The organism is Microcoleus sp. PH2017_08_TRC_O_A, from assembly GCF_020738665.1.
Lineage (GTDB): Bacteria > Cyanobacteriota > Cyanobacteriia > Cyanobacteriales > Microcoleaceae > Microcoleus.
The window spans coordinates 19783-40000 of the sequence record NZ_JAEQCE010000020.1; the positions used below are offsets into that span (position 1 = coordinate 19783).

Genomic DNA, 20218 nt, shown 5'->3' on the forward strand with positions numbered 1-20218 from the left:
TTTAGTCAAAAGATTGAGGTAAGTAGTTTTATGCCCGCGACCGTCCCCTTTGAACAGATAGACCGGATTGTTTGGAATCAGCACCACGATCCATTTGAAGTGCTAGGCCCCCACGCGATCGAAGAAAATGGCAAAAAAGTCTGGGTCGTCCGAGCTTATCTGCCGAATGCCGAAGCAGTATCGGTAGTTTTGCCTGAAGCGAGGGCCGAATACCCGATGAAATCAGAGCATCACCATCACTTTTTTGAATGTACGATCGACACCCCAGAACTAGCAAACTATCAACTGCGAGTCAAAGAAGGGGAACACGAACGCTTTATCTACGACCCCTACGCCTTTCGATCGCCCAAACTCACAGAATTTGACCTTCACCTATTCTCAGAAGGCAACCACCACCGGATTTACGAAAAACTAGGAGCCCACTTCACCGAAGTAGACGGCATTACAGGAGTATATTTTGCAGTTTGGGCTCCAAATGCCCGTAACGTCTCAGTCTTAGGAGATTTCAACCTGTGGGACGGCCGCAAACATCAAATGCGGAAATCCCAAAACGGCATCTGGGAATTATTCATTCCGGGACTATCCTACGGAACTCACTACAAATACGAAGTGAAAAACCAAGACGGACATCCCTACGAAAAGTCCGACCCCTACGGTTTCCAGCAAGAGGTACGGCCCAAAACAGCCTCAATAGTCACCGACTTAGATACCTACACTTGGCACGATAGCGCTTGGATCGAACAGCGGCGGCACACAGACCAACTGACGCAGCCAGTTTCGGTTTACGAATGCCACATCGGTTCTTGGCTGCACGCAGGTACAGCCGAACCTGCGGTACTGCCAAACGGAGAAATACAACCAGCAGTGCCGGTTTCGGAACTGAATCCGGGCGCGCGCTTTTTGACTTACCGCGAATTGGCCGATCGGCTAATTCCCTACGTCAAAGACTTAGGATTCACCCACATCGAAATGTTGCCCATTGCCGAACATCCCTTCGACGGTTCCTGGGGCTATCAAGTAACAGGCTATTTCGCCCCAACATCCCGCTACGGCACACCAGAAGATTTCATGTATTTTGTTGACCAGTGCCACGCCGCAGGGATAGGCGTACTGGTAGATTGGGTGCCGGGACATTTCCCCAAAGACGGTCACGGTTTAGCCTTCTTTGACGGAACTCACTTGTACGAACACGCCGATCCCCGCAAGGGCGAGCACAAAGAGTGGGGAACCCTAGTATTTAACTACGGCCGCAACGAAGTGCGGAATTTCCTAGTATCAAATGCTCTGTTCTGGTTTGACAAGTATCACATCGACGGCATTCGCGTAGACGCAGTAGCCTCGATGTTGTACTTAGATTACTGCCGCGAACCCGGAGAATGGCTGACCAACCAGTACGGTGGACGCGAAAATATCGAGGCGGCAGATTTTCTGCGCCAGACAAATCACGTCATTTTTAGCTATTTCCCAGGCGCATTGTCGATCGCCGAAGAATCTACCTCTTGGCCGATGGTATCTTGGCCGACTTATGTAGGCGGTTTGGGCTTCAACCTGAAATGGAACATGGGTTGGATGCACGATATGCTCGACTACTACCACATGGATCCGTGGTTCCGGCAGTTCCACCAGAACAACATAACTTTTAGTATGTGGTACAACCACAGCGAGAATTTTATGTTGGCTTTGTCCCACGATGAAGTTGTCCACGGCAAGGCCCACATCATCGGGAAAATGCCAGGGGACGAATGGCAAAAGTTTGCAAACGTGCGGTGTTTGTTTACCTTTATGTTTGCCCATCCCGGAAAGAAAACCATGTTTATGGGGATGGAGTTCGGCCAGTGGCAAGAGTGGAACGTTTGGGGCGATTTGGAGTGGCAGTTGCTGCAATTTGAGCCACACCAAAAGTTGAAGCTATTTTTCAAGGATTTGAACAATTTGTACCGCAGCGAAACGGCACTTTACAGTCAAGATTTTGCTGAGGATGGGTTTGAGTGGATTGATTGCAGCGACAACAGACACAGCGTGGTGGCCTTTGTGCGCCGCGAGAAGGATGGCGATCAGTTTGTGATTACTGTGTGCAATTTTACGCCACAGCCACACTCTCACTATCGCGTCGGAGTGCCGGAACCGGGTTTCTATACGGAGTTGTTTAACAGCGACGCGCGGGAGTACGGCGGCAGCAATATGGGGAATTTGGGAGGTAAGTGGACTGATGAGTGGTGGTTCCACAACAGCGCTTATTCGATCGACTTGTGTTTGCCGCCTTTGGGTGTGTTGATCTTAAAGATCGATCGGGAAAAAACAGGAGCAAAATCTCAAGAGTTTTAAGTTGTGAGAGTTTTGAGTTAACAATCAAAACTTGATTAAGCATCAAACTTTGAGGTTATTCAGAAACCCGGTTCTTCAAGAAACCGGGTTTTTTCTGTAACTCCATATAGCAAAGTTTCTTGTTTGAAGGAGAGAAAAATCGGCTCGCGATTTCAAATCGGGTAACTGCGGAATTATTCAACCACAGAAGAAGCAGAGAAAGAGGAGAGAAATTTATCATTCCCATGCTACCGGATTCGAGATCCCAGAAAAACTCGGTGTTGCAGCGACGGCATCTGGCGGCGGACTTGTTTTAGTCGATCGCGAGTTATCGGCCGTTCATCTTCGGCAAAAAAAAACCTTAATGAATTTCGCTAGTTTTTTCGTGTACGAACGTACACAATTACGCGACCGAATAAAAACTATTCAGCTCAAATCCGGTAACTGCGGAATTATTCAACCACAGAAGAATCAGAGAAAGACGAGAGAAAATTATCATTCCGATGCTAACGGATTTGAGCTGAAATAGCGGTTTTATACTTTTTCTCTGGTTCAAATTCACCACGCCTGACAGGGCTGGGTTTTCTAGCACCCTAGCAACTCAATCAGTGTCCAATTCCCAATTCCCAATTACCAATTCCCAATTCCCAATTTTCAACTGCGAGTATCGGAAGCGCCAAGATTGTAAGAAACTTTAGACTGCTCAACTGTTATTACTTCCGAAATAGACTGTTCCGACCCTGCATCTAAATTGGGCAGCGGCATATGCTTCATTTCCCACACTTTGAGCAATATTAAATATTCATAAAAAGCTTGTAGCGTGCACCAAGCCAATCCAGCTTGACCGTCAAGAAATCCGCCGAGTAAAATATACATATAGAAAAAGCGCACCACAGGCCGCAAAGGCAAACGCAAAGAAAAATCTTTCAAAGCGCGGCGCCTTTCCACCTCCGACGCGCCAAACAATAAATCCCACCAATTTACTTGACCCGCTGCTAATTGGCGGAGAGTTTCAGCCGCCTCGTCAGTCGAGTAGCGGTTGTGCTTTTCAATCCAGCGAGAAAGACCTTTGCTGCAAGTATAGTGAGGGTAGGTTTCCTTCAAAAAGTGAGTGGGCCCGTTGCAGACTTCCCGTTCAGTGTGACCGTAGTCAGTAAACCATACTTGGTCTTTGCGAAACAGGCGCATTTGATAGCGCGGATATTGAGTGCTGCGACGAATCCAGCGCTCCATAAATATTACTTTTTCAGCTACGTAATAACCTATATATTCTTGACTTTCGATCGCCTTTAAGCATTCAGCAAACAGTGCAGGCGTCATCCGCTCGTCAGCTTCGAGGATGTAAACCCATTCGTACTTGCATTCTACTTCTCGGAGCATCCAAGTCCGCTGGCGTCCGTGAGTTTCAAAGCGATGCTGCACTGTTTGCACGGGATAGTTTTGAACAATCTCAAGGGTGCGATCGCTGCTGAAAGAATCAACTACAATGATATCGTCACAAAGCAGTGCCGATTCAATGCAAGCGGCGATATCAATCTCTTCGTTGTAAGTCAGAATATAAATTGAGAACATTCCCAGCTTTCAGTAAGGGCAAACTATAGCAGAAGGAAGAAGGAAGAAGGAAGAAGGAAGAAGCAAGAAGGAAGAAGGAAGAAGCAAGAAGGAAGAAGCAAGAAGGAAGAAGGAAGAAGGAAGAAGCAAGAAGCAAGAAGGAAGAAGCAAGAAGCAAGAAGGAAGAAGGAAGAAGCAAGAAGGAAGAAGGAAGAAGGAAGAAGCAAGAAGCAAGAAGGAAGAAGGAAGAAGGAAGATGTGAAAATGCAAGAAGAACGATGGTTTCAGCAATTAACAGCGTCCTAACTACTAGGTGCAGTTGCTATATTCAGCAGATCAAGTATTTCTTAGGGATATCTCGACTTGCGCGTTCCGAGCAGTCGGGCCGATCAATTTTTGCGGTGACCGAACCGCAGAATTCCCATACTTCTGAGTCCACTCCAACCAACAGTAATGTAGCCGATCGCCAACAGCAAACTGTTGATTCCAGTCTGCAAACTCGAATTTCTCGATCGAGTTCTCAACTCTTTCTCTTTTTGTTGCTTCTGGGTACCAATCTCTTTGCGAGCTTGATTTGGCAGTTCTTGGGCTTGCTGTTCCAAGAACTTATCGAGGGCTTTCGGGTCATTTTTCGACTCCTGAAGCACGGCTTTCAATTCCTTGGGAAGATTTGGATTCTTGAGTTCTTGTTGCAGCTTCCCGTCGTCTTGCAGTAGCGCGCCTATCTGGTTCCGGAGAAGGCTTTTACGCTGTTCTAACTCAGATTTATACTGCTCGCTTTTAATTTGGGCATCTAGTTTAGCTTCTGCTTGTCCGGCTTCCTTATCGAGTAGAACCAGAGCATCTTTGAGTTCCAGGCGAGTATTGTTGAGATGAACGGGAACCAGCAATAGGTAAATTAGCCCTAACAAGCTGGAAATCAATAGTGCCCAAAATCGCAAATCAACCCAAACATTGCGCCGGTCAATAGAGACTCCACTGCTGCTGTCCACCCAAAAGCCCGTCATCAGCAGGGCGATACCCATCAAAGGAATAATGCCCCGGTCAACTATCTGAGTTGCTGCGGCCAACTGCCAGCCTCGATTGCTCATGTCCGAGATTTCTCCCGGCAGCGATAGAACAATGCTGTTAAGCAAGGCAGAGAGAATCAAGATAATCCCGACTACTTTGAGAGTGCGAGCAGCTACTGAAGAAAATTGACGGCTGTTAGTTGCTTTCATAATTGCTGTTAGATAATTCTACACTGTTAGATTAAACGAAATTTTGTTTAATGAGTTGACTGATGAGAGGGTTCAATTGCTCTTCCTCACTGATTGCTTCGTTTGGGGAGATCGCGCGGCCGGTGCCACACCATCGCAGAGGTTAAGTCCCGAATCTGTGCAAACAGGAGTCCTGAATCTGAAAAGGGCTGCTGAGACGGGAAAGTCCGCACGCGAAAGACGAATCAAACCGTCCCCCATTTGATGATTTGGGAAGTCCCAACAAGATGCTTGCACAGGTTGGTACTTCAGATTATTTTCCACCAAAATAGCTCGATCGGGTAATCGCCTCAAATTTCCTCCCACCAGTTGCTAAGCTGTTAGTCATTTAAATTTATTGCCTCAACCCCTTACAGTATGGGGTCTGGCACACAAATAGTGCAGTTTGAATGTCGAACAGCTTACCCCAAACACTTTGCCAAAATATTCAATCCAATTTCTAAAAGTTGTCCAAGCCGCATCAGATATCGACTTGGATAGCTTTTTGTTTTTGACCATGTTCTTCACCTGCAAGTCTTCATAGGCTACCAAGTCGTTAGACTGGACTACGCACCTTGCCAATTTCACAGCAAAGTCTTTACGTCGCCTACTTACCTTAAGGTGTTTTTTGTTCAAGCGATTTCTCGCCTTATCTCTGTTTTTGGAACCCTTTTTGGTTCTGGAGAGTCTCCGATTAAGTCGTTTTAGCGACTTCTCTGATTTTCTTAGATGACGCGGGTTCTCGACGGTATTACCGTCAGAGTCCGTGTAGAAATGAGTTAGCCCTACATCCAAACCGATAGTTTTCCTGGTCGGTTCACGCTTTTCGTTGCGTTCAGCGTCAATACAAAATTGCACATAGTAGCCGTCTGCCCGACAAACTACGCGCACCCGTTTAATTTGATTTAGCTGATATTCGTGCAAGTCGCGACTTCCCCATAACTTGAAACAACCTGCTTTGAAGCCATCACTGAAGTTGATGCTTCTTCTGTCTTCAGAAAGTTTCCACCCACAAGTCTTGTATTCTACAGAACCGTGCGACGAGTGCTTTTTGAAGCGCGGAAAACCTTTCTTTCCTGGTTTTGCCTTTTTGCAGTTGTCGAAGAACCGCGCAATTGATGACCAAGCTCTTTCTGCGGAAGCCTGCCTAGCCATTGAATTAAGCTTGGTGGCCCAAGGAAATTCCTTGGCAAGAACTACGCAATAAGCGCTTAAGTCGTAGCGACCCACCCCTTTCGTATCCATCCAGTATCTGATGCAGCTATTACGAATGAAGCGAGCAGTACGAATGGCTTCGTCTAGCCGTTCGTACTGCTCGCTTTTTCCTTCTAGCTTGGCTTCAAATACTAACATTTACGTTACCGAACCGGATATAAAAACTCTAACACAGTTCTGGCAGAATTAAAGCTGTCCTAAAAGGATGGGGCTTTAGACCCAAATTTTTGGTAAGATTTAGGTGTGTTTCACCGCTATATTTCTCGCTTGCCAGATGGCGTGGCACTTTCATCCCCTGTCTTATAGTAATTGATCTCACAGAGATCTGAAACAAATAATTGTTTCCCAATCTTTTGAACCTCCAATTACCAACTGCACAACACGGCAGTCACTCGATCGATTTGAGATTTTCCGTTTTCGATTGTAGGATTTGTACCTATTGACAAAAACAATGCAACTTTCGGATCGCGATCGAACCCATACAGAATAAGTCATTCCTCATCGCCTACCGCGCTCTTGAAAATCGAAATTTTTATTACTCGATAGATGAATCTGGGAGTTTGAACTCTTAGTCTCAAATTTGGGGCTGCTGGCGGCTGTGGGAAAGCAAGTATCGGTTTTTTTGGTGGGAGGAGAGATACAGGAGTAGCTATTTTCCCCTTTTTCGTTCTGTTTGCCGGAAAGCGCAGCAGAAGGGCATTCTTGTTTGTTGCTTTCTCCTTAAGAGCGATCAATTACTAATTACCAATTACTAATTACCAATTACTAATTATTGGCAGCTCGATCGCTGGCTCGTTCAATGGCAAACGCGCTCTTATCTCACATTTTTTGCTAGGATGATTCATCGCCGTGCATTTTTTTAGTTATGACTGTAATGATTTCGGGTGTTTACACGTTGGGAGAACTTGAAAGATCGATCGCCTCCGATCCTCAAAAGTGGCGTCCGATGGTGTTTACTAATGGCTGCTTCGATATCCTGCACGCGGGGCACGTCCGCTATTTGCAGGCGGCAAAAGCTTTGGGGCGATCGCTCGTGGTGGGCTTGAATAGCGATGTTAGCGTGCAAACTATCAAACCGCAGCAGCCGGGATTGCCACCCCGCCCGATCGTACCGGAAATTCAGCGAGCGGAAGTGCTGGCTGCTCTCAAACCAGTGGACGCCGTGGTAATTTTTTCCGAAATTACAGCTACTAAACTGATAAGTATCCTGAAGCCTGAGATATACGTTAAAGGAGGTGACTATCAACTCGAAAGTTTGCCGGAAGCACCGGCAGTTATCGCCGGAGGTGGCAAGATTTCCTTGATCGAAATAGAAGTTCCGAGTTCTACCAGTGCGATCGTCAAACGCATTTTGCAGTTAGGCGTTTAACCCCCGATCGCAAATAGCAAACAGTGAGCTAAACTCAGAAGTTACCCCATCCAAAATACCAAGAGTGCGATCGCTCGTACAATTTTATCCAAATTGCTAAGCAGGAGATAATTTTAATGGAACTCACAAGCAATAACACGATCGCGGAAATCCTCGAAAAAAACAAAGCTGAGTTACTAGCAGACTGGCTCAAAGAACTGCAAAACACCGGGCTGCGGCGGGACGACTTGATGAGAGCCAAAGAATTGCGATCGGAGTGTCAAGAGTTCCTGCAATTGCTCCAAATAGCTGTGGGACACGGTAACTTGAGCGACATCCAGACACCAGAGTGGGAAAATATGCGGCTGCTGCTGGCCGAAGTTTCGCGATCGCGCGTTCAGAGGGGCTTTACCCCATCAGAGATAGCCAGTTTTATCTTATGCTTCAAAAAGCCATTGTTCGATCGGCTTTGTCGCGAATTGACACAAAACCGCGACGCACTTGTCGAACAACTTTGGCTTTCCACCAGCTTATTAGACCAGCTCGGTCTTTGGGTGACAGAAATCTTTCTCAAAGCTCGCGAAGAAGTCATCGAACGCCAGCAGCAAGAAATGCTCGAATTGTCAACACCTGTAGTCAAACTTTGGCAAGGTATTCTCGCTTTACCAATGATTGGAACTCTTGACAGCGCTCGCACTCAAATAGTCATGGAAACTCTGTTGCAGGAAATCATGGAAACAGGATCAGAATTTGCGATTTTAGATATTACAGGGGTGCCTACTGTTGATACTTTAGTCGCTCAACATTTATTGAAAACTGTAGCCGCCGCCCGTTTGATGGGTACTGAGTGCATCATTAGCGGCATTCGCCCGCAAATCGCTCAAACCATCGTTCATTTGGGAGTTGACTTGCAGGATATTCTGACTAAAGCGACTTTGGCAGATGCTTTTAAAGTAGCTTTGCAACGCCAAGGTTTAACTATCAAAAATATTAAAGAGGAAAGATAAAATATAGTAATGGGTAATGGGTAATTGGTAATTGGTAATTGGTAATTGGTAATTGGTAATTGGTAATTGGTAATTGGTAATGGGTAATTGGTAATTGGTAATGGGTAATTGGTAATTGGTAATTGGTAATTGGTAATTGGTAATTGGTAATTGGTAATTCCTCTGTTATTTACATTGAAAACCGCTCTATTGTGTTTATTGCTGCTAAAAATTCATTTAATTCAAAACTCAAATAGAGGTGAATTTATGGAACGGATTCCTATCCTGCAAATGGGAGAATTTCTGCTAGTAACAATCCAAGTAGATATGCACGATCGCTTGGCAATGACTTTGCAAGACGACCTGACAAACCGCATAGTAAAAACGGGAGTCAAAGGAGTTTTAATAGAAATCTCTTCCCTGGAAATTGTAGATTCTTTTATCGGTCGCATTCTCAACAATATCGCTACCATGTCGCGTTTTTTAGATGCTGAAACAGTTGTGGTGGGGATGCAGCCGGCGGTGGCGATTACGCTGGTTGAATTGGGGCTTTCTTTGACAGGAGTTCGGACAGCTTTAAGCGTTGAGAAGGGGATGAATTTATTGCGAAAATCCTTGGGTTTGTCTGATTCAGAGGTGTAAATAATCGATGAATTGTCCGGTAAGAGAGAGAGAATTAAAAAACAGGTTTGTTTGTAAATACGTTTTTGAGACAGTGAAGATTTATTGCCAGAAAGAATGGGTTGAAAGCCGGATCCCCGATTGCGAGAAATTAAAAGAAGACTATTCATGACTCCAATCCTCTTCCTTATGATTGTCAAGTGCTACTCGTGCGGTCAACTGTCAAACGATTTTGGATTTTGGATTTTGGATTTTGGATTTTGGATTTTGGATTGGGGATTGGGGATTTAAGATTTTTGATTGTCAACTGTAAACTGTCAACTCTTCCTTCTTCCTTCTTCCTTCTTCTTCCTTCTTCCTTCGTAACAACTGTCAATTGTCAACTGTCAACTGTCAACTTAAAAGGAACTAGGGTGAGGAGTGTAACTTCTATGTTTTGTGGAGAAGTTCTATTTTAACTAGAGTAGCGCCATGTCAAAACGTGAGACACTAGAAATTCGATCGTCCTCCGATATAGTCCACGTCCGGCAGCAAGTGCGAAACTTGGCTGTAGCAATGGGATTCGGCTTGGTAGACCAAACGAAAATTGTTACCGCAGCCAGCGAACTAGCCCGCAATACTGTAGACTACGGCAAGGGGGGAACTGTAACTCTGGAAACGCTGCAATTAGGTACTCGCAAAGGGCTGCAGCTGATATTTGAAGACAAGGGCCCGGGAATTCCAGATATTGAATTGGCGATGACTGATGGTTATACTTCCGATCGTGGTTTGGGTTTGGGGCTCAGCGGTTCTAAGCGGTTGATGCACGAATTTGAGATTGTTTCTAAGGTGGGTAAGGGTACTAAAATTGCGATCGTCCGTTGGAGATGAGAGGGGGAGATGGGGAGAGGGGGAGAGGGGGAGAGAGGGGGAGGGGGAGAGGGGGAGATTGGGAGATGGGGGGACAAAGCGGGTTTCTAGGAGTTTTGTGTTTGGTAACTAGAAATATAGGAAGAAATTCGGTTTATAAAACGATTGATGAGGGGCGAGAAACCGGGTTTATACGAATTTTGCATTGAGTGGCGATAAATCTTTTAAGAAACCAGGTTTCTGAGGTGTCACTAATCACTGATTACTGCTGACTGATGAGGGCGAGAAACCGGGTTTATACGAATTTTGCATTGAGTGGCGATAAATTTTCTAAGAAACCCGGTTTCTGAGATCACTCATGATAACTGTCAACTGTCCACTGTCAACTGTCCACTGTCAACTGACTTTTTGGCGCGACAGCTTAAGATTAGAACTACACAAATAATGATAAATGTCATAGCCTTACCCGTAACAGAAGAAAGTCAAGTCGGAGAAGCGCGACGAATTGCAGTCGCCCTCGCGGCGGAAGTTGGATTTAATGAGACCGATCGCGGTAAAGTTGCAATTGCGATCGCCGAAGCAGCAAAAAACGTTGTCAAACACGCCCGCGAAGGAGAAATTTTGCTGCAAACCGTACAAACAGCGGCAGGATATAGCATTCAAATAGTAGCGCTAGACCGGGGGCCGGGTATGGCAAATGTCGGTCAGTGTTTGCGGGATGGTTTTTCGACTGCGGGAACTCTGGGAACCGGACTCGGCGCGATTCAACGCCTTTCTAGTTTTTTTGATATTCATTCTGTGCCGAAACTGGGGACTGCTTTGTTAATGCGACTCTCCCCTACCCAGAATCGCGTGGAAGCCTCGGAAAACGGCAATTACTTGGAATTTGGGGTTGTTCGCTTGCCGAAAGTAGGAGAGCAGATTTGTGGCGATTCCTGGGCGACGCAAAATCATCTGAACAAAAATCTGATTTTAGTCGCTGATGGGCTTGGCTACGGGGTTTTGGCCCAGGAAGCGTCGCAGGAAGCTGTGCGAGTTTTTGGGGAAAATGCTAAACTCGGGCCGAAAGCTATTTTAGAGAAGGCTCACGCTGCTTTAAAAAATACCAGAGGAGCGGCTGCTGCGATCGCCCTGATCGATCGTACTCAAAAAACCATCTGTTTTGCCGGAGTTGGCAACATTACTGGTGTAGTGTTCACAGATAACCAAACCCGCAGCATGGTTTCCCACAACGGCACTGTTGGACATATGATGCGAAAAGTAGCAGAATTTGTCTATCCTTGGTCGTCCCATTCCTTGTTAATTATGCACTCCGATGGTTTGGCGGCACAGTGGGATTTAAACCGCTACCCGGGTTTGGCTGCGAGACATCCGGCTTTAATTGCAGCCGTACTCTACCGAGACTTTAAACGCACTCGCGATGACATGACTGTTGTAGTAGCCAAGGTAAGACAAGCAGCTTGAGAATATTTCCTAACAAGCATGAAACTGTAGGCGAACTATAAATCACGATCGTCATGAGTGATTTCCCGATCGACAATCCCCAATGCTTCAATGCGAAAATGGCATGATTTACCCAATTCTGACAACGGAAGTCCGCTTTGAACAAGACATCGTACAAGTACGCCAAAGAGCTCGCCAAATAGGCGCATTGTTGGGATTCGATTCCCAAACACAAACGCGCATCGCGACAGCCGTTTCCGAAATTGCTCGCAATGCTTTTAAATATGCAGGTGGTGGTAAAGTAGAATTTTTTGTGGAAGGGGAATCGCCACAGGTTTTTCGGACTCGGATTTCTGATAGCGGGCCGGGAATTGCTGATTTAGCGCAGGTTTTAGGCCCCAATTTTCGATCGCAAACTGGTGCGGGCCTCGGTTTAGCAGCAGCCAAACGGTTGATGGATGAGGTGCAAATCGATTCGGCGCGCGATCGCGGGACGGCTGTACAATTAATCAAGCAGTTTTCTAAGCAGATGCCTGCGCTGAGTGCGATCGATCTAAACAAATTACTTGATAAACTAGCGCGCCAAATTCCTGAAGATCCCTATGCGGAAATTCAGCAGCAAAATCAAGAATTGCTGCGTACTTTAGACGAACTCCGCCAGCGTCAAGAAGAACTCGTACAATTAAATCAAGAACTAGAAGATACGAATCGCGGAGTCGTCGCACTTTATGCCGAATTGAACGATAAAGCCGAATCTCTCCAGCGAGAGGGCGAACTCAAAACCAGCTTTCTCTCCAACATGAGCCACGAGTTTCGCACTCCGCTAACCACAATTCTCAGTATTTCCGAAATCTTGTTAAATCGCATCGACGGAGAACTTTCGCCCGAACAAGACAAGCAGTTAAATTTTATTCGCAAATCTGCCGAGTCTCTCGCAGAACTTGTTGATGACTCGTTAGATTTAGCTAAGGTGGAAGCCGGAAAAGTAACGGTTCGCGTGGCTGATTTTGAAGTCGAAGATTTGTTCAGCGCGCTGCGCGGAATGATGCGCCCCCTGCTACCACAAAACTCGCCCGTCAGTCTAATTTTTGAAGTGCCTTTGGAACTACCAACTCTTACCACTGATGAGGGAAAAGTTTCTCAGATTTTGCGTAATCTGATTTCTAATGCGCTGAAATTTACCGAAGCGGGAGAAGTCAGAGTTGCGGCCGAAATGGGAAAGGGGGGAATGGTTACTTTTTCAGTGGCTGATACGGGTATTGGAATTCCAACCGCCGACCAAACGCGGATTTTTGAAGAATTTGTTCAAGTGGAAAATCACTTGCAGAAGGGGGTGAAAGGCACAGGATTGGGATTGTCTCTGTGTAGAAAAATGGCTGAATTTCTGGGGGGGAGTATTAAAATAGAAAGTTCGCCCGGGGTGGGTTCGACTTTTTTGGTGAATTTGCCGATCGCCTATGCTGGAGATTCAGAAGTATCTGCGGAAATCTCGGAATCTCAACCAGAGGAAACAGGGCGGGCGATCGAGAATTTGCGATCGGCTGCGCGCGATCGGGCACCAAAAGTTGCGATCGTGAAAGAGCAAAAGAGTTTTTCGCTATTTGGTGAAAGACTTGCGGGCAGAAATCCATTGTACTGCGACGTGCGCCGCCAACGATGGTGAAGTTCCGAGGTATGGATATCGTGTTCGATCGATTACCATAACCAAAATGGTTTGTAGTGCGCCTCCCATTCCGCAGCAGGAGAGCGGACTGAAGTCCTTACTGCGAACCGTTTGTAGTGCGGTTAATCGAGCGGACACGATATGAAACCGCGTTTACAAAAACGAAGTTTCTTTAATTTGCAACAGCATTTAACCCTTGTGCTGTAAAATGTATGCGTTCTCAGTAGTAACCGTAGGGTGCGTCGCCATTCACAATCCCTAAAAAAAATCGACAATTTCATAGCGACGCACCAGTGCCATCCCTCGCCGAGTGTAAACAAACCCAATAATTATATTGTAGCCAAACTTTTTTGAAATAATATAAGGTGCGTCGCTGTGAGATTGTCGCTCTTGATGCAAGGGCTTGTCGGTGGCGACGCACCCTACGAATACTTTGGCATGATTTTTAATAGTTAGTATTAGCTTTAGTCTCGATTTAAAAAACAATGAAACAGTAGCCCCGCGCTCCCAACCCACACATAATCAGCCCTTCCCAATTCTAAAATCCCAAATCCAAAATCTAAAATCGCATGACTTTCATTTCCCTTCAATATGCCCTGTTTCTATTAGTTTTGTTCGTGGCTTACTGGTTGGTTCCCCTGCGGTGGTGGCGGCTGTTTGTCATGCTGGCGGGAAGTCTGATTTTTTATGCTTCGCTGCAAATTTGGTATATTCCTCTGCTGTTAATCGGTGTTGTGTTTAATTACTGCTTGGCGATGGCGATCGGGGAACCTTTGGATTGGCGGATTGCTAATGAATCTTGGAATCGCCGGCGCTTGTTGGTACTGTGGCTGGGAATAGGGCTGAATGTTTTGCTGCTGCTGGGTTTTAAGTATGTACCTTTTTTCTTGAATTCGATCGGCACTTTGTTAAATTGGCCTGTTGCTTTAGACAGCGCTAACTGGGTGAAAACTCACGTCATCGCACCCCTGGGATTGAGTTTCTTTTGCTTTGAGTGCATTGCTTATTTGATTGATGTGTACCGAGGCGCGCCGGCTGCTACTTCGCTGCTGCACTTTGCTGCTTACAAGTTGTTTTTTGCGAAACTGATTTCCGGGCCGATTACTCGCTATCATAACTTGATATATCAACTGAAATCCCAGAAATTTCCGACGCCCGATCGCATTTCTGAGGCCCTTTGGACGATCGCCTTTGGTGCAGTAAAAAAAGGTCTTTTCGCCGACAACTTGGGAATTTATGTCGATTTAAGTTTTACCAACTTGCAGCGGGCGGGAAGCGAGGATTTGTGGCTGGCGATTTTTGCTTACGGGCTGCAACTTTATCTCGATTTTAGCGGCTACGTTGACATGGCGCGCGGTACTGCTTTGCTGTTGGGTTGGTATTTGCCGCCAAATTTTGATTTTCCTTATTTTAGTACGAGCATCGCTGATTTTTGGCGGCGCTGGCACATGACTTTGGGGGATTGGCTGCGGAATTATTTGTATTTTCCCTTGGGAGGTTCGCGCGTTGGTTTGTGGCGCACTTGTTTCAATTTGTCTCTTGTCATGTTAATTGCGGGAATTTGGCACGGTGCAGCTTGGGGATTTATAGTGTGGGGGGGTTTGCACGGTTTGGCTTTGGCGGTGCACCGGGTGACGGATGTGACTTTTAAGAAGTTGCGGATCGACTTTTTGTGGGAAAATCCGATCGGAATGGCAATGGGTTGGCTGTTAACTCAAACAATGGTTTTTGGTAGTTGGATATTTTTCCGGCTTCCCGATTTAAAGAATTCGGGATGGGCGATTTCGCATTTGTGGGGACATCCTGCTGATGTGCAGTTTTCGCATAAAGTTTATGTGGAAGCTTTGGGCTTGGAAAGAATACATTTAACTTGGATGTTGGCTGCTGTGGCTGCTGCTATGCTGGGGAATTATATTTTGAGTCGGGGTTTGAAGTTGGAGTTAAATTGGCCGGTGAAATTGGTATTAGTGCCGCTTTGTTTGTATGCGGTTTGGGTGTTGGCGCCGGAAGGCGGTTTACCTTATATTTATTTCGATTTTTAGGAAACGTGGCGGTTGAAACCGCGTCTATACATACAAAACCCACCTCCGTGGGTTGAAGAAAATGTTGTACAAACAAGGTTTTAACCGCCGGGTTATAGCTGATAGGAACACCAGTCACTCCAGCTACCGACATAGAGTTTAGCATCGGGAATTCCGGCGATTTCTAAGGACAGTAAATTTACGCAAGCTGTCACGCCGGAACCGCAGTAAACGATGATTTCTTCCGCTTTTTCTAATTCCGTCCACCGCTGTTTTTGTTCGGAGATCGATCGCACTTTTCCAGTTTCCTCGGTCAATCCTTGCCAAGGGTAGTTGACAGCACCCGGAATGTGGCCTGCAATAGGGTCGATCGGCTCCCGCAAGCCCTCGTATCTCTCACTTTCTCGCGAATCAACCAAAACTGTCTCCGGCAAGTCTTTTCGCTCTTTTACAGCCTCGATATCAACCGCCATATTCGGCTGCAATTGCACTACAAATTTACCATCGCGGATTTCTGTCCAAGTATCTGTTACCGGATATCCCGCCGCTTTCCAAGCACTGAAACCGCCGTCTAACAAAGCGACTTTGCTGTGTCCCATGTATCGCATCAGCCACCACAAGCGAGACGCAAAAGCTAGTCGCGAATCGTCATAAGCCACGACTAAAGTTTCTGAGGAATTAATGCCGATAGCGCTGAATTTATTAGCTAATTCTGCAATATTGGGCAGCGGGTGTCTGCCGCCGTGGGTGCCAACTACACTCGCCAGATCTTCGTTTAAATCTAAATAGAAAGATCCGGGAATGTGACTTTCTTGATATTGTTTTTGTCCCAATTTTCGATCGGCGAGAGCAAACCGACAGTCTACAATTACCACTTGCGGATTTTCGGTATTGGCGGCCAACCATTCAGGGGAAACGATTAAATTATTGTCATTCATAACTATTCAAATTTGTGCTAGGACATCTCTCGGTAATTCATAAATACCCAAGAAAGCAGAATATCTCGGCTAATTCTTAGGTATGTAGTTGCGCTTTAGCGCTCTTTGAGATATATAGGAAAGAGCGCTTGAACTAGGCTAATTCTTAGGTATGTAGTTGCGCTTCAGCGCTCTTTGAGATATATAGGAAAGAGCGCTTAATCTCGGCTAATTCTTAGGTATGTAGTTGCGCTTCGCTTCAGCGCTCTTTAAGATATATAGGAAAGAGCGCTTGATCTCGGCTAATTCTTAGGTATGTAGTTGCGCTTCAGCGCTCTTACATATATATAAGAAAGAGCGCTGAAGCGCAACAACGTACCTAATTTATCGAGAAGGATTTGCTTTCTCCGGTTCGGCTTTTTCGGAATTAGCTTTCTTAGGATTAGGTTTTTCGGAGCTTTCTTTTTCGGAATTGGCTTTCTTAGAAGTTGCTTTCTCCGGTTCGGCTTTTTCGGAATTGGCTTTCTTAGAAGTTGCTTTTTCGGCTGTTGCGGGAGTTGGCTCTGGGGGAGGTGGATTTACTGCTGATTCTTGAGCGTAAAGCAGATATTTTTGATACTCGATTACTTTTGTCTGAGCTAGTTCGTGGTTGGCGCTGGACACGGGTACTCTTCTCATCAACGATACCGCTTCTTGCCAGCGATCGACAACGATCGTCCAATCTTCCTTCGTTTTTGCCGATCGCCCTAACTCTGCTGCTTTGAGGGCGCTGTTAACGGCTTCTCGAAAGGTATCCGGTACTCTTGCTACATTGGCAGTTTCATCTGGATTCTTCAGAGCAGTTGCTGGCGGCTCGTTTAACATCTTACTGACAAATGCCACCACGGCGATCGCCAAAATGCCCGTCACCAGCCCGACGACAATGAAAGTCGATCGCAATCGGTTCTCAAATGCAGCCAATTCCGGCGATTTCTCCTCATCCATATCTGTACTCTCTCTTTCTGTGCGATCGTCCATATTAGCAACATTAGCAACCGCAATATTAGGGACAGATTCTCCCGCAAAGCTTTGTGGTTCCAAAATGCTGCTCTCCAAATTAAACTCTTGACTCCAAGCAGCCCCAATCTCACCGCTTTCTCGCCCCTCAACCTTCACTTTGCGAATCGAATTCGGCTGCAAATCCGTCAGTTTTTCACGGACAAAATCAACTAATGTATCTTCTATCGGTAGTTGCTCTGCCTCCAGAATTACATCCAAACAGTCGCCGTCGAGATTCGCGGAGGCTGCGATCCCTTCAGATGGCAACTGGCTGTTGAGCCAAGATGCGATCGCCTGTGGATTTCCCTGCTTGGCAAGTTCCTGAAAATTAAGCTCTGTCATAGCTGGACACCTGATAATGCAGAAAGGAAGGAAGAAGTCATTAGTCATTAGTCATTAGTCATTAGTCATTAGTCATTAGTCATCAGTCATTAGTCATCAGGAAGAAGGAAGAAGGAATGAAAAAGTCACGAAACAATAGTTTTTTTTAGCTGAAAAGAGCATAACTGAAATTCAACGAACAGTATAATCTATATAATCGCTCTCGGTAAATTCAAGCTCAAAGATGCAAATTATCACTCTCGCTCCCCCTTGCATCCCTCGGGGAAGGACTGAAGTCCTTACTACGAACAGAACTCAGGTTCGTAGTGAGGACTTCAGTCCTCAGCAATTTGATACCGCGCGCAACTCCAAGATACCGCAAGCATCGCCTCTCAAACCGACATCTGGCTGCAAAAAGACCTGCGGCGCCTGGATTTGAGATTGGAGATTAAAAAATTGTGCGATCGCAGTGCCATCGACGGACAGCGAGTGATATCATCATTTAGTCAATTTTTTATAGCAAATAGCTCGATCGCACAATGATAGCAATAGCAATTTTAGCTGCTGGACGCGGCACGCGCATGAAATCTGACTTGCCCAAAGTTCTCCACGAATTGGGTGGTCGATCGCTAGTTGAGCGAGTCCTCCAAAGTTGTCAAGAAATAGAAATTTCCCGGCGACTTGTTATAGTCGGTTATCGAGGTGAACTCGTTAAACAATCTCTGATGGAAGCTCATGAAAAATCGGACAATTCTCAATTTCCTCCCCTAGAATTTGTCGAACAAACCGAACAATTGGGAACCGGTCACGCCATCCAGCAATTGCTGCCTCACTTAAAGGGATTTCCAGGAGATTTGCTGGTATTAAATGGGGATGTACCTTTGCTGAGGGCAGAAACTATCAAACAATTGATGGCAATTCACCAACAGCACCAAAACTCTGCTACTATATTGACAGCTAATTTGCCGAATCCTCAAGGATATGGGCGAGTATTTACTGACAGTCAAAACTTAGTCCAGCAAATTGTCGAAGACCGCGATTGTACAACAACTCAAAAGCAAAACCAGCGAATCAATGCAGGTGTTTATTGTTTTCACTGGCCGCATTTAGAGAAAATTTTGCCAGATTTGAAAGCAGACAATGACCAAAAAGAATATTACCTAACTGATACGGTAAGTATTCTCTCTCCCGTGATGGCGGTGGATGTTGAAGATTATCAAGAAATCTTGGGAATTAACGATCGCAAACATTTAGCCACAGCTTCCGATATTTTGCAAGCGCGGGTAAAGGATAAGTGGATGAAAGCGGGCGTGACGCTGATCGATGCCAACAGCATCACGATCGACGATACCGTAGAGTTGCAGGCGGATGTCGTAATTGAACCGCAAACTCACTTGCGGGGTAAAACTTCGATCGCCTCTGGGAGTCGCATCGGGCCCGGTAGTTTGATTGAAAACAGTCAAATCAAGGAAAACGTGACTGTGCTTTATTCAGTAATTTCGGACAGTATTGTGGCAGAAAATGCGCGAATTGGCCCCTACGCACACCTGCGGGGACACGCGCAAATAGGCGCCAACTGTCGCGTGGGCAATTTTGTAGAATTGAAAAATACTCAAATTGGCGATCGAACTAATGTCGCTCACTTGTCTTATTTAGGCGACGCGACTTTGGGAGAAAAAGTCAACATCGGCGCTGGGACAATTACCGCCAATTACGACGGCAAAAATAAGCACAAAACTCAAATAGGCGATCGTACTAAAATCGGTGCAAACAGCGTGCTAGTTGCACCGATAACTGTGGGGGAAGATGTGACTGTGGCCGCAGGTTCTGCGGTGACGGAAGATGTGCCGAATGATTGTTTAGTAATTGCCCGTTCCCGCCAAGTTGTCAAACCAGGTTGGAAGTTGAAAGATGGAAACAAATAACTAGGTTTGTAGTGAAGACTTTAGCCGACAGAATTTTCACTCTGACTGCAATCATCACTACAAATACTTTCGTGCGATCGCGCGTGGAGGTAGTTGTTAATCGCTTTGGCGATTTCTACTTGCTTGTAAGGGCTCATAGTGTGGGGAAGGGATATGCGATCTCCTCCACTAACTAACAGTCTAACTTGGTACCAAACATCATGATCCCGATCTTTTGTGCGATCGACTTCCACCCCATAAATCTCGAACAGAGAGCGTTTAATTACTTTACGGGCCAACAAACCCCGCCGTTTAACAGTCAAGGTGTTGGAAGTTCCATCGAAGCTGTAGGTTTCTTTATTTCCCAAGCCGATGACTCCGACTCCTGCGAGCAAAAATATGCCTCCTATCCATCCCAACCAGCGATCGTCTTGGCTTAAGCGCAGCAATCGAGATTTTGCATTTCTAACAAAAAAATTGATGTCCGAAGCAGCAGCGTCTTTATTCCCCCAGTTAGTCGAGTTAGCACTAAAAGGAACATTGCCAGCATTCGTCACAAGTACAACTCTGCTTTTGGAGCCAAATCTTTCTACTTTAGCTCCCTGCAAAGCAGCAAGCTGAATTTCTTGGATGTTCGATCCCAGTAAGTGCGATCGCACCAACTGACAATTTCCTTGTTTTTCGTGCGATCGCTGGCAGCTCAAAGTTGCTGCATGATAGTCAAAAGTCAGCCCGATCAGTCCAAATGTCATTAATAAACAACTAGGGAACCAAAAATCTAATATGCTTTTAGTCTGAA

Annotated in this window: 15 protein-coding genes and 1 pseudogene; 9 read left to right on the top strand and 7 right to left on the bottom strand. The window is 45.9% G+C overall.

Going from position 1 to position 20218, the window contains the following annotated elements; translation table 11 throughout:
* The first annotated feature begins 30 nt into the window (after positions 1-30).
* The gene (gene glgB, locus JGK22_RS08305) at positions 31-2325 is read left to right on the top strand and encodes a 1,4-alpha-glucan branching enzyme (protein WP_293181393.1); all 2295 of its coding nucleotides are present in this window, start codon (positions 31-33) and stop codon (positions 2323-2325) included.
* Positions 2326-2958: 633 nt separating this feature from the next.
* Here glgB and JGK22_RS08310 read toward each other — a convergent pair.
* From JGK22_RS08310 to JGK22_RS08320, 3 genes and pseudogenes are all read right to left on the bottom strand, one after another.
* Positions 2959-3876, bottom strand: coding sequence for a glycosyltransferase family 2 protein (locus JGK22_RS08310; RefSeq protein ID WP_293181390.1), 918 nt, complete (start codon positions 3874-3876; stop codon positions 2959-2961).
* A gap of 368 nt (positions 3877-4244) precedes the next feature.
* Complete coding sequence (locus JGK22_RS08315; RefSeq protein WP_293146585.1) at positions 4245-5075, bottom strand: HpsJ family protein; 831 nt, start codon at positions 5073-5075, stop codon at positions 4245-4247.
* Between the two features lie 444 nt (positions 5076-5519).
* Positions 5520-6446: pseudogene (locus tag JGK22_RS08320) on the bottom strand (transposase); the annotation flags it as partial.
* A 736-nt stretch (positions 6447-7182) separates the two neighbouring features.
* Here JGK22_RS08320 and JGK22_RS08325 point away from each other — a divergent pair.
* From JGK22_RS08325 to JGK22_RS08335, 3 genes are all read left to right on the top strand, one after another.
* Positions 7183-7677: an adenylyltransferase/cytidyltransferase family protein gene (locus JGK22_RS08325; protein WP_293191287.1), complete on the top strand. Its 495-nt coding sequence runs from the start codon at positions 7183-7185 to the stop codon at positions 7675-7677.
* A 116-nt stretch (positions 7678-7793) separates the two neighbouring features.
* A complete protein-coding gene (locus JGK22_RS08330; RefSeq protein WP_293181387.1) occupies positions 7794-8663 on the top strand; it encodes an STAS domain-containing protein in 870 nt (289 codons plus the stop codon).
* Between the two features lie 246 nt (positions 8664-8909).
* Entirely contained in the window at positions 8910-9284 is a 375-nt protein-coding gene (locus JGK22_RS08335; protein WP_293146581.1) for an STAS domain-containing protein, read from the top strand.
* A gap of 175 nt (positions 9285-9459) precedes the next feature.
* Here JGK22_RS08335 and JGK22_RS08340 read toward each other — a convergent pair whose 3' ends face one another.
* On the bottom strand, positions 9460-9639 hold the full coding sequence (locus JGK22_RS08340) for a hypothetical protein (RefSeq protein ID WP_293181384.1): 180 nt from the start codon (positions 9637-9639) through the stop codon (positions 9460-9462).
* Between the two features lie 95 nt (positions 9640-9734).
* Between JGK22_RS08340 and JGK22_RS08345 the strand changes: the two genes are divergently transcribed.
* The 4 genes from JGK22_RS08345 to JGK22_RS08360 all read left to right on the top strand — a co-directional run bounded on the left by JGK22_RS08345 (position 9735) and on the right by JGK22_RS08360 (position 15260).
* A complete protein-coding gene (locus JGK22_RS08345; RefSeq protein ID WP_293312673.1) occupies positions 9735-10133 on the top strand; it encodes an anti-sigma regulatory factor in 399 nt (132 codons plus the stop codon).
* A 423-nt stretch (positions 10134-10556) separates the two neighbouring features.
* Positions 10557-11576, top strand: a complete 1020-nt coding sequence (locus JGK22_RS08350) for an ATP-binding SpoIIE family protein phosphatase (protein ID WP_293181378.1) — start codon at positions 10557-10559, stop codon at positions 11574-11576.
* Between the two features lie 82 nt (positions 11577-11658).
* Positions 11659-13218, top strand: coding sequence for an ATP-binding protein (locus JGK22_RS08355; RefSeq protein ID WP_293191252.1), 1560 nt, complete (start codon positions 11659-11661; stop codon positions 13216-13218).
* 569 nt (positions 13219-13787) lie between these two features.
* On the top strand, positions 13788-15260 hold the full coding sequence (locus JGK22_RS08360; RefSeq protein WP_293191254.1) for an MBOAT family protein: 1473 nt from the start codon (positions 13788-13790) through the stop codon (positions 15258-15260).
* Positions 15261-15352: 92 nt separating this feature from the next.
* On the opposite strand, the gene JGK22_RS08365 is transcribed toward JGK22_RS08360, so the two are convergent.
* Entirely contained in the window at positions 15353-16177 is an 825-nt protein-coding gene (locus tag JGK22_RS08365) for a sulfurtransferase (RefSeq protein WP_293206511.1), read from the bottom strand.
* Between the two features lie 363 nt (positions 16178-16540).
* Entirely contained in the window at positions 16541-17536 is a 996-nt protein-coding gene (locus JGK22_RS08370) for a hypothetical protein (RefSeq protein ID WP_293312675.1), read from the bottom strand.
* Between the two features lie 518 nt (positions 17537-18054).
* Between JGK22_RS08370 and glmU the strand changes: the two genes are divergently transcribed.
* Positions 18055-19440 (top strand): bifunctional UDP-N-acetylglucosamine diphosphorylase/glucosamine-1-phosphate N-acetyltransferase GlmU, encoded by a 1386-nt coding sequence (gene glmU, locus JGK22_RS08375; RefSeq protein ID WP_293312677.1) that lies wholly within the window; start codon positions 18055-18057, stop codon positions 19438-19440.
* Between the two features lie 20 nt (positions 19441-19460).
* Here glmU and JGK22_RS08380 read toward each other — a convergent pair whose 3' ends face one another.
* Entirely contained in the window at positions 19461-20171 is a 711-nt protein-coding gene (locus JGK22_RS08380; protein WP_293312679.1) for a hypothetical protein, read from the bottom strand.
* Between the last annotated feature and the right edge of the window lie 47 nt (positions 20172-20218).

Bases quoted from the DNA above. Each gene is read 5' to 3' on its own strand.
- glgB (WP_293181393.1), top strand. From the start codon at position 31: ATGCCCGCGACCGTCCCCTTTGAACAGATAGACCGGATTGTTTGGAAT.
- JGK22_RS08310 (WP_293181390.1), bottom strand. From the start codon at position 3,876: ATGTTCTCAATTTATATTCTGACTTACAACGAAGAGATTGATATCGCC.
- JGK22_RS08315 (WP_293146585.1), bottom strand. From the start codon at position 5,075: ATGAAAGCAACTAACAGCCGTCAATTTTCTTCAGTAGCTGCTCGCACT.
- JGK22_RS08325 (WP_293191287.1), top strand. From the start codon at position 7,183: ATGATTTCGGGTGTTTACACGTTGGGAGAACTTGAAAGATCGATCGCC.
- JGK22_RS08330 (WP_293181387.1), top strand. From the start codon at position 7,794: ATGGAACTCACAAGCAATAACACGATCGCGGAAATCCTCGAAAAAAAC.
- JGK22_RS08335 (WP_293146581.1), top strand. From the start codon at position 8,910: ATGGAACGGATTCCTATCCTGCAAATGGGAGAATTTCTGCTAGTAACA.
- JGK22_RS08345 (WP_293312673.1), top strand. From the start codon at position 9,735: ATGTCAAAACGTGAGACACTAGAAATTCGATCGTCCTCCGATATAGTC.
- JGK22_RS08350 (WP_293181378.1), top strand. From the start codon at position 10,557: ATGATAAATGTCATAGCCTTACCCGTAACAGAAGAAAGTCAAGTCGGA.
- JGK22_RS08355 (WP_293191252.1), top strand. From the start codon at position 11,659: ATGCTTCAATGCGAAAATGGCATGATTTACCCAATTCTGACAACGGAA.
- JGK22_RS08360 (WP_293191254.1), top strand. From the start codon at position 13,788: ATGACTTTCATTTCCCTTCAATATGCCCTGTTTCTATTAGTTTTGTTC.
- JGK22_RS08365 (WP_293206511.1), bottom strand. From the start codon at position 16,177: ATGAATGACAATAATTTAATCGTTTCCCCTGAATGGTTGGCCGCCAAT.
- JGK22_RS08370 (WP_293312675.1), bottom strand. From the start codon at position 17,536: ATGACAGAGCTTAATTTTCAGGAACTTGCCAAGCAGGGAAATCCACAG.
- glmU (WP_293312677.1), top strand. From the start codon at position 18,055: ATGATAGCAATAGCAATTTTAGCTGCTGGACGCGGCACGCGCATGAAA.
- JGK22_RS08380 (WP_293312679.1), bottom strand. From the start codon at position 20,171: ATGACATTTGGACTGATCGGGCTGACTTTTGACTATCATGCAGCAACT.